Annotated in this window: 13 protein-coding genes; 5 read left to right on the plus strand and 8 right to left on the minus strand. The window is 67.2% G+C overall.

Features of this window, described 5'->3' with window-relative positions:
* Nucleotides 1-13: 13 nt before the first annotated feature.
* Both ACSF9G_RS20210 and ACSF9G_RS20215 read left to right on the plus strand, forming a co-directional pair.
* The gene (locus ACSF9G_RS20210) at nucleotides 14-1,048 is read left to right on the plus strand and encodes an extracellular solute-binding protein (protein ID WP_436643921.1); all 1,035 of its coding nucleotides are present in this window, start codon (nucleotides 14-16) and stop codon (nucleotides 1,046-1,048) included.
* Between the two features lie 100 nt (nucleotides 1,049-1,148).
* Nucleotides 1,149-2,060 (plus strand): nitrilase-related carbon-nitrogen hydrolase, encoded by a 912-nt coding sequence (locus ACSF9G_RS20215; RefSeq protein ID WP_436643922.1) that lies wholly within the window; start codon nucleotides 1,149-1,151, stop codon nucleotides 2,058-2,060.
* A 101-nt stretch (nucleotides 2,061-2,161) separates the two neighbouring features.
* Here ACSF9G_RS20215 and ACSF9G_RS20220 read toward each other — a convergent pair whose 3' ends face one another.
* Nucleotides 2,162-3,244, minus strand: coding sequence for a class I SAM-dependent methyltransferase (locus tag ACSF9G_RS20220; RefSeq protein ID WP_436643923.1), 1,083 nt, complete (start codon nucleotides 3,242-3,244; stop codon nucleotides 2,162-2,164).
* 212 nt (nucleotides 3,245-3,456) lie between these two features.
* Between ACSF9G_RS20220 and ACSF9G_RS20225 the strand changes: the two genes are divergently transcribed.
* Nucleotides 3,457-4,488 carry a histone deacetylase family protein gene (locus ACSF9G_RS20225; RefSeq protein ID WP_436643924.1) on the plus strand — a complete coding sequence of 344 codons (1,032 nt, stop codon included), beginning with the start codon at nucleotides 3,457-3,459 and terminating at the stop codon, nucleotides 4,486-4,488.
* Between the two features lie 35 nt (nucleotides 4,489-4,523).
* On the opposite strand, the gene ACSF9G_RS20230 is transcribed toward ACSF9G_RS20225, so the two are convergent.
* From ACSF9G_RS20230 to ACSF9G_RS20250, 5 genes are all read right to left on the minus strand, one after another.
* Nucleotides 4,524-5,306 carry a ZIP family metal transporter gene (locus ACSF9G_RS20230; RefSeq protein WP_436643925.1) on the minus strand — a complete coding sequence of 261 codons (783 nt, stop codon included), beginning with the start codon at nucleotides 5,304-5,306 and terminating at the stop codon, nucleotides 4,524-4,526.
* A 48-nt stretch (nucleotides 5,307-5,354) separates the two neighbouring features.
* A complete protein-coding gene (locus ACSF9G_RS20235) occupies nucleotides 5,355-6,590 on the minus strand; it encodes a CaiB/BaiF CoA transferase family protein (protein ID WP_436643926.1) in 1,236 nt (411 codons plus the stop codon).
* A gap of 69 nt (nucleotides 6,591-6,659) precedes the next feature.
* Nucleotides 6,660-7,193, minus strand: coding sequence for an O-acetyl-ADP-ribose deacetylase (locus tag ACSF9G_RS20240; RefSeq protein WP_436643927.1), 534 nt, complete (start codon nucleotides 7,191-7,193; stop codon nucleotides 6,660-6,662).
* Nucleotides 7,194-7,235: 42 nt separating this feature from the next.
* Nucleotides 7,236-8,351: a patatin-like phospholipase family protein gene (locus tag ACSF9G_RS20245; RefSeq protein WP_436643928.1), complete on the minus strand. Its 1,116-nt coding sequence runs from the start codon at nucleotides 8,349-8,351 to the stop codon at nucleotides 7,236-7,238.
* A 4-nt stretch (nucleotides 8,352-8,355) separates the two neighbouring features.
* Nucleotides 8,356-9,141 (minus strand): 3-hydroxybutyrate dehydrogenase, encoded by a 786-nt coding sequence (locus ACSF9G_RS20250; protein WP_436643929.1) that lies wholly within the window; start codon nucleotides 9,139-9,141, stop codon nucleotides 8,356-8,358.
* A gap of 164 nt (nucleotides 9,142-9,305) precedes the next feature.
* Between ACSF9G_RS20250 and ACSF9G_RS20255 the strand changes: the two genes are divergently transcribed.
* Both ACSF9G_RS20255 and ispG read left to right on the plus strand, forming a co-directional pair.
* Entirely contained in the window at nucleotides 9,306-9,803 is a 498-nt protein-coding gene (locus ACSF9G_RS20255; protein WP_436643930.1) for a Fur family transcriptional regulator, read from the plus strand.
* A 13-nt stretch (nucleotides 9,804-9,816) separates the two neighbouring features.
* The gene (gene ispG / locus ACSF9G_RS20260; RefSeq protein WP_436643931.1) at nucleotides 9,817-11,106 is read left to right on the plus strand and encodes a flavodoxin-dependent (E)-4-hydroxy-3-methylbut-2-enyl-diphosphate synthase; all 1,290 of its coding nucleotides are present in this window, start codon (nucleotides 9,817-9,819) and stop codon (nucleotides 11,104-11,106) included.
* 28 nt (nucleotides 11,107-11,134) lie between these two features.
* Here ispG and sugE read toward each other — a convergent pair whose 3' ends face one another.
* Together sugE and ACSF9G_RS20270 are read right to left on the minus strand one after the other, a co-directional pair.
* Nucleotides 11,135-11,455, minus strand: coding sequence for a quaternary ammonium compound efflux SMR transporter SugE (gene sugE, locus ACSF9G_RS20265; RefSeq protein ID WP_436643932.1), 321 nt, complete (start codon nucleotides 11,453-11,455; stop codon nucleotides 11,135-11,137).
* Between the two features lie 138 nt (nucleotides 11,456-11,593).
* Entirely contained in the window at nucleotides 11,594-12,508 is a 915-nt protein-coding gene (locus ACSF9G_RS20270) for a polyprenyl synthetase family protein (RefSeq protein ID WP_436643933.1), read from the minus strand.
* Between the last annotated feature and the right edge of the window lie 40 nt (nucleotides 12,509-12,548).

Raw genomic sequence — 12,548 nt, forward strand, 5'->3', positions numbered from 1 at the left:
AGGGAGAATGAATATGAAGTGGAACCTGACCACGAGCGCCGCGGTCGCTGCGCTGCTGGCTTCGACGGCGATCGCCTCGGCGGCCGGCGAACTGAACATCTACAACTGGGGCGACTACACCAGCCCCGAACTGATCAAGAAGTTCGAGGAGAAATTCGACGTCAAGGTCACCGTCACCGACTACGATTCGAATACCACCGCGCTCGCCAAGGTGAAGGCGGGCGGCCACGGCTTCGACATCGTCGTCCCGTCTGCCAGCTACGTGCCGGTCTGGGTTCGCGAGGGGCTGCTGCTGGAGTCGCGCCCCGACCAGATGGAGAACTTCAAGAACGTCGACGAGCGCTGGATCAACGTCGATTGGGATCCGGGCCGCCACTACACCGTGCCGTGGCAGTGGGGATCGACCGGGGTCGCGGTCAACACGTCCGCCTATTCCGGCGACCCGAACACCTCGGCGATCTTCATGGACCCGCCGGAAGAGCTGGCCGGCAAGGTCAACATCATCCCGGAAATGGGTGACGTCCTGCATCTCGCGATCTTCTATGAAGGCGGCAAGGTCTGCGAAGACGACAAGACCATTCTGAAGAAGGTCCGGGACGGTCTGGTCGCCGCCAAGCCCAAGTGGCTGTCGATGGACTACGGCATGTCCGACAAGCTCGCCGCCGGCGACGTGATGGCGAGCGTCAACTGGAACGGGTCGTCCCTGCGTGCCCGGCTGCAGAACCCGGACATCGTCTACGGCTATCCGAAGGAAGGCTACATCCTGTGGATGGACTCGGTCGCCGTTCTGGCCGATGCCAAGAACGTCGAGAACGCCAAGCTGTTCCAGAACTTCATCATGGAACCGGAGAACGCGGCGCTGATCTCCGCCTTCGCCCGCTACGGCAACGGCATCAAGGGCTCGCAGGAGTTCATGCCGGATGACATGAAGTCGGCACCGGAAATCAACGTTCCGGCCGAGTTCGCGGACAAGGGCCGGTTCATTCCCGACTGCCCGCAGGACGTTCGCGCGCTCCACACGGCGATCTGGACCGAGCTGCAGAAGTAACTGCTTCGGCTGCCGAAGGCCCGGCACGGGCCTTCGGTTCGCCCGCAGGCCCGCTCCGCCCTATAAACCCCAGCCAGAGACGACGGAGGCAGAGCCAGACGTGAACGACACACTCACCATTGCCCTGTGGGCGACCAATCTGTCCGTGCCGGTAAACGGGCTCGCCGGCTGGGCGGCGCGCGTCGAGGCCAAAATGGCGGAGGCGGCGGACGCCGGGGCGAAGATCCTGGTGATGCCCGAGTATGCCGCCGAGCAGTGGCTGAGTTTCAAGCCGGAGGGGCTGAAGCCGACCGAGGAAATCGGCTGGATGGCCGATCAGGCCGCCGAGGCCCTGGCGCTGTTGACGCCGCTGCCGGAAAAGTACGGTGTCGCGCTGCTGGCGGGCACCATGCCGTGGCCGGCGGAGGCGGGCTGCCGCAACCGCGCCTGGCTGCTGTTGCCGGACGGCCGCGCCATCCACCAGGACAAGCTGGCGCTGACGCCGGGCGAACAGGACCCGGACAGCTGGCACCTTGCGACCGGAGACGAGATCCGCATCGTCGAGTGGGAGGGCCTGCGGCTCGCCATGCTGGTCTGCCTCGACGTCGAGATGCCGGCGCTGTCGAGCCTGCTCGCGCCGCAGAACGTCGATCTCCTGATGGTGCCGTCGATGACCTACTATCTGTCGGGCTACAGCCGCGTGTTCGGCTGTGCCAAGGCGCGCGCGGTGGAGCTGATGAGCGCGGTTGCCGTGACCGGCTGCGTCGGTGCGGCGCCGGGAACCACCCAGAACGACCAGAACGTCTCGGGATGCGCCGTCTACATGCCCTGCGAGACCGAGCTCGGCTTCACCGGCATCCATTCGACGATCGGCCCGGTCGACAACGACTTGGTCGACGGCAATCAGGGCGACGGACCGTTCCTGATCGCCCGCGACATTCCGATCGGCGTCATCCGCCAGAAGCGGGCCGGCGCCGCCGAGGTCTGGCCCGGCTCCTGGAGCGCCAAGCACGTCAGCGTGTCGAGCGCGTAGACGACTGTCGGACAGGCGACGACCATTCCCGGGAAGCCAACCATAGCAGCTTTCCCGGGACGATCGCCGCCTGAGCCCGATGGCGGGGCGTCCACCACGGCTCAGGGGCGGCAGACGTAGTAGACGTTCATGATGTCGTGCTCGAGCTCGTACTGTGTCACCGACGAGAAGCCGGCATCGGCCATGTAGGACAGGGCCGTCTCGCAGCCCCACATGGTGCCGAGGCCCTCGCCGCCCTGGGCGAGCGATACGGTCATGCAGTGCATGGTCGAGACCGTGTAGAGAAACGGCGCCAGCGGGTGGTCCATGTTGCCGTGATGATGGTGCGAGCCCCTGATGTCCTGGCAGATGTAGACGCCGTCGTCCTTCAGGGCCCGGCGGATGCCGCGCAGCACCGCCATCGGATCGGCCTGGTCGTGGATGGCGTCGAAGGTCAGCACGAGGTCGAACGCCGTCGCCTCGACGGTTGCCTCGAGATCGGTGACGTCGCGGCTGTAGAACGCGACGTTGGTGCTGCCCTGCTGCCGGGTTTCCGCGCGCGCAAAGGCAATGGCGTCGTCCGACAGGTCGTAGCCGACGAAGGTGGAGTTCGGGAAGGCGGCGGCCAGACTGTTGAGGGCGCGGCCGCGGCCGCAGCCGACGTCGAGAACCCGGATGCCCCTCTCCAGCTTTCCGACCAGCCCGTCGACGAGGGGCAGGATCTTGTCGACGAGGTTGGGAACGACCGTCTGGTTCGAGTCCTCCATCATCACCTCGTGGAAGCGATCGAACCTCTCGTAGGGCACGCCGCCGCCCTCGCGGAAGCAGTCGACGATGTCCGTCTCGACGTTGGCGAGAACCGGGATGATCTGCGCCGCGACCGCCATGTTGTCGCCCTCGCCGTCGCGCGTGAGAACGCGGGCATGCTCGTCCGGAAGCCGGTACGTGCCGGTGTCGGGATCGTGGTCGACGATGCGCCCGACGGTCATGGCGCCCAGCCATTCGCGAACGTAGCGTTCCTGCAGGCCGGCGGCTTCGGCGATTTCGGCGCTGTTCGCCCAGGCCATGCCCGCCATCGTGTCGAACAGGCCGGTGCGATGGCCGATCGCCACCATCAGGCACAGGGCGCCGTCGTTGATCATGCCGACCACGCGGCCCTCGAATTCCTGGGCCCGGTCGGTATCCGGTCGAAACATCTGGTTCATGTCGTGTGTGCCTTTCCTCGTGTTGGGCCACTCCCCGTGTTGGGACGGGGCGCGAGCAAACCGGATGCGGTTTGCAGAACGACATCGCCGACGTTTCCGTCCGGCCGCTGACCGTTTCGATTGTTTCTCGGCTAATGTGGCGGCGCGGCTGGGCGCGCCCGCCTGAATTCGCTAGACAGGGCCGGTCGCAGCCCAGCCGAGGATCCCGATCCATGAAAACCGTCTATTCCGACGATCACCGCCTGCATGCCGCGAAGAAGGAGCTGGTCGACGGGACATTGATGCCCGCGCACGAAAGGCCGCAGCGCGCCGACATCATCCTGGCGCGCGTCAAGGAGGTGGGGCTCGGCGAGATCCTGGCGCCGGAGGATTTCGGGGTCGCGCCGCTGGCGCGGGTACATGACGGGCGCTACCTCGCGTTCCTCGAGACGGCGTGGGACATGTGGAAGGAGACGGGCCGGGAGTGGGACGCGCTGCCGCTCGTCTGGCCGGTGCGCGGCCTGCGCGCGATCGAGCCGGAGGAGATCGACGGCAAGCTCTCCTACTTCTCCTTCGACGCCGGCGCGCCGATCACAGCGGGCACCTGGCCGGCGGTCCGGGCGAGCGCCAACGTGGCGCTGACGGCGGCGCGGCTGGTCAAGGATGGCGAGCGGGTGGCCTTCGGCCTGTGCCGCCCGCCCGGCCATCACGCCGCCGGCGACTATTGCGGCGGCTACTGCTTCCTCAACAACGCCGCGATCGCCGCCCAGTGGCTACGCGACCAGGGCGCCGAGAGGATTTCCGTCCTCGACATCGACTATCATCACGGCAATGGCACGCAGACGATCTTCTACGAGCGTGCCGACGTGCAGTTCCTGTCGCTGCACGGCGATCCCAGGCAGGAATATCCCTACTTCCTCGGCTATGCCGATGAGATCGGCGCCGGGCGGGGCGAAGGCTACAACGTCAACTACCCGATGGAATGGGGCACGGCCTACGACGCCTGGGGGCAGGCGCTGAGGGATGCCTGCCACGAGGTCGCCTCCTACGCCCCGGACGCGGTCGTCGTGTCGCTCGGCGTCGACACGTTCGAGAAGGACCCGATCTCGCAGTTCAAGCTGACGAGCGCCGACTATCTGGATATCGGCAAGACGATGGCCGGGTTGGGCCTGCCGACCGTGATCCTGATGGAGGGCGGCTACGCGGTCGACGAGATCGGCATCAACGCCGTCAATGTCCTGACCGGCTTCGACGACGCGTTCTAGGAGACCGACGGCGGTGCTGTGGCGTCCCGTGGACCTCAGCCGAGCGTCACGTCGAGGAACATCATGACCACAAGGCCGACCACCAGACCGGCGGTGGCCTGGTTCTGGTTTCCCCGGCTGTGCGTCTCCGGGATGATCTCGTGGCTGATGACGTAGAGCATGGCGCCGGCGGCGAAGGCGAGGCCCCAGGGCAGGAGCGGTTGCGAAAAATAAACCGCGCCGGCGCCAAGCAGTCCGCCGACCGGCTCGACGATTCCGGTCGCCGACGCGATCAGAAAGGCGCTCGTTCGCGAATAGCCCTGCGAGGCCAGCGCGACGGCGACCGCAAGGCCCTCCGGCGCATTCTGCAGTCCGATGCCGGTGGCGAGCGACAGCCCGTTGGCGAAATCACCGGCGCCGAAACCGATGCCGACCGCCAGGCCTTCGGGGAAGTTGTGGATCGTGATGGCGATCACGAACAGCCAGATCTTCCTGAGGCTCGGGGAGGCCGGCCCTTCCGGGCCGAGCAGGAAGTGCTCGTGCGGGACGGATTCGTTGATCCAGGCGATCGTGGCGACGCCGAGAACGAGGCCGCCGACGCAGATCGTCGCGGCCGCGAACGTACTGTCGTAAAGCTGCCCGGCGGCGTCGAGGCCGGGAATGATCAGCGAGAAGAACGAGGCCGCCAGCATGACGCCGGCGGCAAACCCGAGCAGGGCATCCTGCGTTCGCGTGGAAATGTCCCGGCCGAAAAACACCGGAAGCGCGCCGACGGACGTCATCGCCCCGGCGAGCAGGCTGCCGATCGTTCCGAGCAGGACAGGATGCGCGTCGAGCATTGAGCGGCCCTTCGGCCGTCGAATCAGTGAACCGACGCGAATCCTAGCTCAGATCACGCCGGAATCGCGCAGCTTGTCGCGTTCGGCCGCATCGAGGCCCAGCACGTCCGCGAGCACGTCGTCGGTATGCTGTCCGAGATACGGCGGCGGATTGCGATAGCTGACGGGCGTCTCCGACAATTTCAGCGGATTGCCGATCAGATCCACGGCGCCGGACCCGGCGAGCGGATGGTCCATCGCGATCTTCATGTCGCGCGCGGCCACCTGCGGCTCGGCGAAGGCGTCGGCGATGGTGTTGACCGGACCGGCCGGCACGCCGCGTGCCTCCAGGCCCTGCAGGATGTCGTCGCGTTTGCGGGTCTTCAGCCGTTCGGCGATCTTGGGCACCAGCTCGTCGCGATGGGAGACGCGGGCGCTGTTGGTCGCGTACGGCTCCGCGGCAAGCTCCGGGGCGCCGAGAAAATCGCAGAAGCGCCTGTACTGGCTGTCGTTGCCGACGGCGACGATGACATGGCCGTCCGCGGTCTCGAACACCTGGTAGGGCACGATATTGGCGTGGGCGTTGCCGCGCTGGACCGGCACCTGTCCTGAGGTTAGGTAGTTGGTGCCCTCGTTGATCAGCCAGGCGACCTGGGTGTCGACCAGGCCGATGTCGATGTACTGGCCCTGGCCGGTGGCGTCGCGGTGGCGCAGCGCGGCGAGGATCGCGGTGGAGGCATACATGCCGCACATCACGTCGGCGATGGCGACGCCGACCTTGACCGGCTCGGTGCCGGGCACGCCGGTGATCGACATGATGCCGCCCATGCCCTGCGCCAGATAGTCGTAGCCGGCGCGCATCCGGTTCGGGCCGGTCTGGCCGAAGCCGGTGATCGAGCAATAGACCAGGCCCGGCAGCTCGTCCTTCAGGTGGTCGTAGGCGAGACCGTACTTCGCCAGCCCGCCGACCTTGAAGTTCTCGACGAAGACGTCGCATTTCGCCGCCAGCCGCTTCACCAGCGCCGCGCCCTCGGGCCTGGCGACATCGACGGCGAGCGAGCGCTTGTTGCGATTGGCCGAGAGGTAGTAAGCGCTTTCGTCCGTGTCCCGGCCGTCGGCGTCCTTCACGTAGGGCGGACCCCACTTGCGGGTGTCGTCACCCTCGCCGGGCCGCTCGATCTTGATCACGTCGGCACCGAGGTCGCCAAGAAGCTGGGTACAGGTCGGCCCGGCCAGGATGCGGGTGAGGTCAAGGATGCGGATGCCGGCGAGTGGGCCGGTGTTCTGCCGATTTTCTTCTGTCATCATTTCCCGTCCGGCGAAAAAGGACCGCCATCCTAGCCGGGCGCGGCCAGGATGGAAGTGGTCCCGTCGTCATAGGCGGGTTGCAGGAATGGAGGCTGCTTCGGCCGCCTGCTCGTGTCGCTTCGCCGACGCCTCGTCGAAACAGCACAGGACAATGCCGTCGAAGGCGTCCGGCGCGGCTTCGGCCACGTCATGCACCGTCCGGACCGCGATCTCCGCGGCACGGTCGGGCGGGAAGCCGAAGATGCCCGTCGAGATCGCCGGAAAGGCGACGGTCCTCAGGCCATGGTCTCTGGCGAGGTCCAGGGACGCCCGGTAGCAGCGTGCCAGCAACCCGTCCTCGCCGGCAGAGCCGCCTTGCCAGACGGGGCCGACCGTATGGATGACGTGGCCGGCGGGCAGGCGGTAGCCGCCGGTGATGCGCGCCTCGCCGGTCGGGCAATTGCCGATCGTCCGGCATTCCTCGGCAAGTTCGGGACCGGCGGCGCGGTGGATCGCGCCGCAGACGCCGCCGCCGGGCATCAGCGCTTCGTTCGCCGCGTTGACGATCGCGTCGACGGGCAGCGTCGTGATATCGGCGACACGGATCTCGATTGCTGTCATGCGCCGATTTCAGCACGCGGGAGCGCACCCGCCAATCCCGCGCTACTCGAATATGCGGCGCATGTCGGCGGTCGATTGTTCCCCGCGGTTCCGATGGAACTGCTCGACGAAGCGCTCGGCGGCGGCGCGGCCGCTGTCGCGCAGGAAGGTAAGAAACTTCCACTCGGCGTTGAACTTGCTGGAGGCGGTCAGGCCGTTCAGGGATTCGCCGCCGTCGATCACGTGAACGCGGATCTGCCGGTAGCGGTCAGCGGGCAAGACGCCCTGTTCGACCAGCCGGTCGACGAACTCGATCGCCCTCAGCTCCTTGAGGAGCGAGGAGTTGAAGGTGATCTCGTTCATGCGATTGAGGATCTCGCGGGCGGACTTGGGCGTTTCGGGCCGTTCGATCGGGTTGATCTGGATCAGCAGCAGGTCGCGAGTCTCGGTCTCGTAGAAGAACGGCCACAGCGCCGGGTTGCCGGAGTACCCTCCGTCCCAGTAGGGAACGCCGTCGATCTCGACGGCCTGGAACATCAGCGGAATGCAGGCCGAGGCCATCACGTGGTCGGCCGTGATCTCCCGGTTATGGAAGAGCTTCACCTTGCCGGTGCGCACATTCGTCGCCGACAGGAACAGCCGGACCGAGTCGCAGGCGCGGACCGCGTCGAAATCGACGATCTCCTCGAGCAGGTCCTTCAGCGGGTTGAGGTTGAGCGGGTTGAACTCGTAGGGCGACACGAAACGGCTGATGAGATCGACCATCATGAAGCCGGGCGACCAGTCCAGGCTCCAGTTGCCCATCATCCGGTCGACGACGGTGCGCTGGACCGGCGACATCCGCGAGCTGCGGCTGACGGCGCGCCAATAGTCCTCCAGCGCCTGCCGGGCTCCGTCGGGGCCGCCTTTGTGGTAGCCCGACACCAGCGCGACGGCGTTCATGGCGCCGGCGCTCGTGCCGCTGATGCCGTCGATCTTCAGCGGCCCCCGCTCCAGGATCCAGTCGAGCACGCCCCAGGTGAAGGCGCCGTGCGCGCCGCCGCCCTGCAGGGCGAGATTGATCGGCGTATGACCATCGACGGGGGCGTCGATGTCGAAGGGCTGCGGCGCCGGCTTCGCCGGCTGCGCGGCCCGTGCGCCTTTGGCGGCGGCCTTTCGGGGGGCCTTTCGGGCGGCCATCGGACTACTGCGCCGTCCAGCCGCCGTCGACCGGCAGCAGCGAGCCGGTGATCGAGCGGGCGCCGTCGGAACAGAGGAACACCGCGATGTCGGCGACCTCGTCCACGGTGACGAACTCCTTCGTCGGCTGGGCGGCGAGCAGGACGTCGCGTTTGACCGCCTCCTCGCTGATGCCGCGGGCCCTGGCGGTGTCGGGGACCTGCTTCTCGACAAGCGGAGTCCAGACGTAGCCGGGGCAGATGGTGTTGACCGTGATGCCGTGCTCGGCGGTCTCCAGGGCGACGGTCTTGGTGAGGCCGGCGAGGCCGTGCTTGGCCGCCACGTAAGCCGCCTTGTAGGGCGAGGCGACGAGGGCGTGGGCCGATCCGGTGTTGATGATGCGGCCCCAGCCGCGCTTCTTCATGCCGGGAACCGCGGCGCGCATGCCGTGGAAGGCGGCGGACAGGTTGATCGCGATGATCGCGTCCCATTTCTCGACCGGAAAGTCCTCGACCGGCGAGACGAACTGGATGCCGGCATTGTTGACGAGGATGTCGACGGAACCGAACGCCTTTTCCGCGTCGGCGATCATGGCGGCGATCTCGTCCGGCCTGGTCATGTCGGCCGGCGAATGGCGCACCTCGACCTTGTGCTTGTCCGCCATTTCGGCGCGTGTCGCCTCGATTTCCGCCGGGTCGCCGAACCCGTTGAGCGTGATGTTGGCGCCATGCCTGGCCAGGCCGTCCGCGATGGCGTGGCCGATGCCGGAGGTGGAGCCGGTGACGACGGCGGATTTACCCTTGAGAGTCATTCGAAGCCCTTTCTACTGGCAGCGCGTCCGTGACGGACTACATAGGATATATTGCGCTGCAGCAAAGGCGTGAAGCCGGGACGTCGCTGTATCGCGGCCTCCGACCGGCTATACTGAAGCCCCTGCACTGGTTTGGCGCCGGAAATGGCGTTAAGGAACGCGATATGTCGGACTTCCCGAATCCCGGCCACGATCACGACGTCTGCGCCGACCGCGTGGTGCGGGTAGCGCGCGCGGTGTGCCGGCGGCGCGGCGTCCGGCTGACGAGCCAGCGCGAGAAGGTGCTCGACGTGCTGGCCCAGAGCCATCGCCCGATGGGGGCCTACGAAATTCTCGACATGATGGCCGAGAACGGGAAACGACCGGCCCCGATCACGGTCTACCGGGCCCTCGATTTCCTGCTTCAGCAGGGGCTCGCGCACCGGATCGAGAGCCGCAACGCCTATGTCGCCTGCATGATCGGCGACGCGGCGCACGAGGGGACGGTGTTCCTGATCTGCCGGGACTGCGGCAATGTCGGCGAGGCACCGGCGGAAGACGTCGAAGCGGCGATCGGGAAGGTGGCGCGGGACAGCGATTTCAGCCCCGATCTGGCGGTGGTCGAGATCGAGGGCCGGTGCAGCCATTGCGCGGGCGTCTCGCGGCCCACGTCGGTGCAATAGGAAGCGATACGCAATGGACGCAGCAGAGTTCGAAGAGTTTGGTCCGGCGCCGCGGCACAAGACGGTCGGCGTGCTGGTCGGGCAAGCCGATTACGGGGTCTTCGTCGGCGGCGACCATCCGGTCGTCGTCCAGTCGATGACCAATACGGACACCGCCGATATCGACGGCACCGTCGCCCAGGTCGCCGCGCTCGCGCGGGCCGGCTCCGAGCTCGTGCGCATCACGGTCGATCGCGACGAGGCCGCCGCCGCCGTGCCGCATATCCGCGACGCGCTACTGGCCCGCGGCGTCACGGTGCCGCTCGTCGGCGACTTCCACTATATCGGCCACAAGCTCCTGGCGGAGCATCCGGCCTGCGCCGAGGCGCTCGACAAATACCGGATCAACCCGGGCAATGTCGGCTTTCGCGAGAAACGCGACCGGCAGTTCTCGGCAATGATCGAGACGGCGCTTAAGTACGGCAAGCCGGTGCGCATCGGCGTCAACTGGGGCTCGCTGGACCAGGAACTGCTGACCCGGCTGATGGACGAGAACGCGGCCTCCGCGACGCCGAAATCGGCGCGCGCGGTGATGCACGAGGCGATCGTGCAATCGGCGCTGCTGTCGGCCGAGCGGGCCGAGGAAATCGGGCTGGCGCGCGACCGCATCATCCTGTCGGCCAAGGTCAGCCAGGTTCAGGACCTGATTTCCGTCTACCGGATGCTCGCGCGCCGCAGCGACCATGCGCTGCATCTCGGGCTCACCGAAGCCGGCATGGGCTCGAAGGGCATCGTCGCCTCGACGGCCGGCATGGCGGTGCTGCTGCAGGAAGGCATCGGCGACACGGTCCGCGTCTCGCTGACGCCGGAGCCGGGCGGCGACCGCACCAAGGAGGTGCAGGTCGCCCAGGAGATGCTGCAGACGATGGGGCTGAGGACCTTCCTGCCCGTCGTCACGGCCTGCCCCGGTTGCGGGCGGACCACCTCGACGGTGTTCCAGGAGCTTGCCCGGGACATCCAGGACTTCATCCGCGACGAAATGCCGGCGTGGCGGGAGAAATATCCCGGCGTCGAGGCGATGAACGTCGCGGTGATGGGCTGCATCGTCAACGGTCCGGGCGAATCCAAGCATGCCGATATCGGCATCTCGCTGCCGGGCACGGGCGAGCAGCCGGCCGCGCCCGTCTTCATCGACGGCAGCAAGGCGATGACCCTGCGCGGGGCGACGATCGCGGCCGATTTCAAGCAAATCGTGATCGACTACATCGAGCGCCGGTTCGGGCAGGCGGCCGGTATTGCTCGGGACGCCGACGCGGCCGAGTAGCCCGGTCCGCTTCCCTGGGTGTTCCGCCTCAGTGCGGGGTGAACAGCTTGAGCCCGACGATGCCGGCGAGGATCAGGCCGATGCAGAAGAGCCTTAGGGCGTCCGACGGCTCGCCGAACAGGATCATGCCGAGGACTGCCGTTCCGACAGTCCCGATTCCCGTCCAGATGGCATAGGCGGTGCCGAGCGGCAGGTCGCGGAGCGCGAGGCCGAGCAGGATGAAGCTGATGACCATCGATGCGGCCGTGCCGAGCGACGGCCACAGCCGCGTGAATCCGTCAGTGTATTTCAGGCCGAGTGCCCAGAAGATCTCGAAGACCCCTGCGCCGAAAAGGAAGAGCCACGGCATATCCCACCTCAATTGCTGTCAATGAGGTCGTCCTCATCCGGAAGTCGCGCAATGCGTGGGGCCGTCCCCGGTCCGTATAGATGAGACGTCTTCATCCTGTTTCAAGGCGATACTCTGGGTCCCGTTCGACCGAGCCGCCTAATTCCGTCTTGTCGCCGCGAAATCGGCCGCCGCCAGCAGGCGGGAGGCCCGGTCGCCATAGGGCACGAGCGCTTCGCGGGCCGCCGATACGGATTCGGCCAGCCTCTCCCGCGCCGCGCCCTTGCCGATGACGGCGGGCAACGTCGCCTTGCCCCTGGCCCGATCCTTGGCGGTCGCCTTTCCCAGCTCCTCCGGGCTTGCCTCCTCGTCGAGCAGGTCGTCCGCGATCTGGAAGGCGCGGCCCAGCGCGGCGCCGTAGCGGGCGAGGCGGACGCGGTCTTCCGGGCTTGCCTTGCCGAGGATCGCGCCGGCCTCGGCGGCGAAGCGGAATAGGGAGCCGGTCTTCAGCGATTGCAGATGGCTGACCTGCGATTCCGACAGCGACAACGGCTTGCCGCCGTCGAAGCGGCCTTCGGCCTCGAGATCCAGGATCTGGCCCGCGGCCATACCGGTGGCCCCGGCGGCGCGGGCAAGCGTGTGCACCAGCGTCGCGGCAATCGCCGGATCGGCCTGAGGTGCGGGAGTGGACACGACTTCGAACGCGAGCGTCAGCAGGGTGTCGCCGGCGAGGATCGCGGTTGCCTCGTCGTAGGCGCGGTGAACGGTCGGGCGTCCGCGGCGCAGATCGTCATCGTCCATGGCCGGCAGGTCGTCGTGGATGAGGCTGTAGCAATGAAGCAGTTCCAGCGCGCAGGCCGTCGGCATGGCGGCGGCGTCCGGAATGGCGAACAATTCGGCGCTGCGCAGCACGATGTAGGGCCGCAGCCGCTTACCGCCGCCAAGCACGGCATGGCGCATGGCACCGCCGAGGCGGCCCTTGGGCAGGGCCCCTTCGCCGAGAAGGGTCTCGAGCGCGGCATCGACCTGTTTCCCGGTCGTCGCCAGGTCGGCTTCGAAGTCTGTTGTCGCCATGCTTTTCCGGTGTCCCCGACCCGACTCTGTCGCTGTTCGC

The organism is Microbaculum mangrovi, assembly GCF_051390635.1.
Classification (GTDB): Bacteria; Pseudomonadota; Alphaproteobacteria; order Rhizobiales; family Tepidamorphaceae; genus Microbaculum.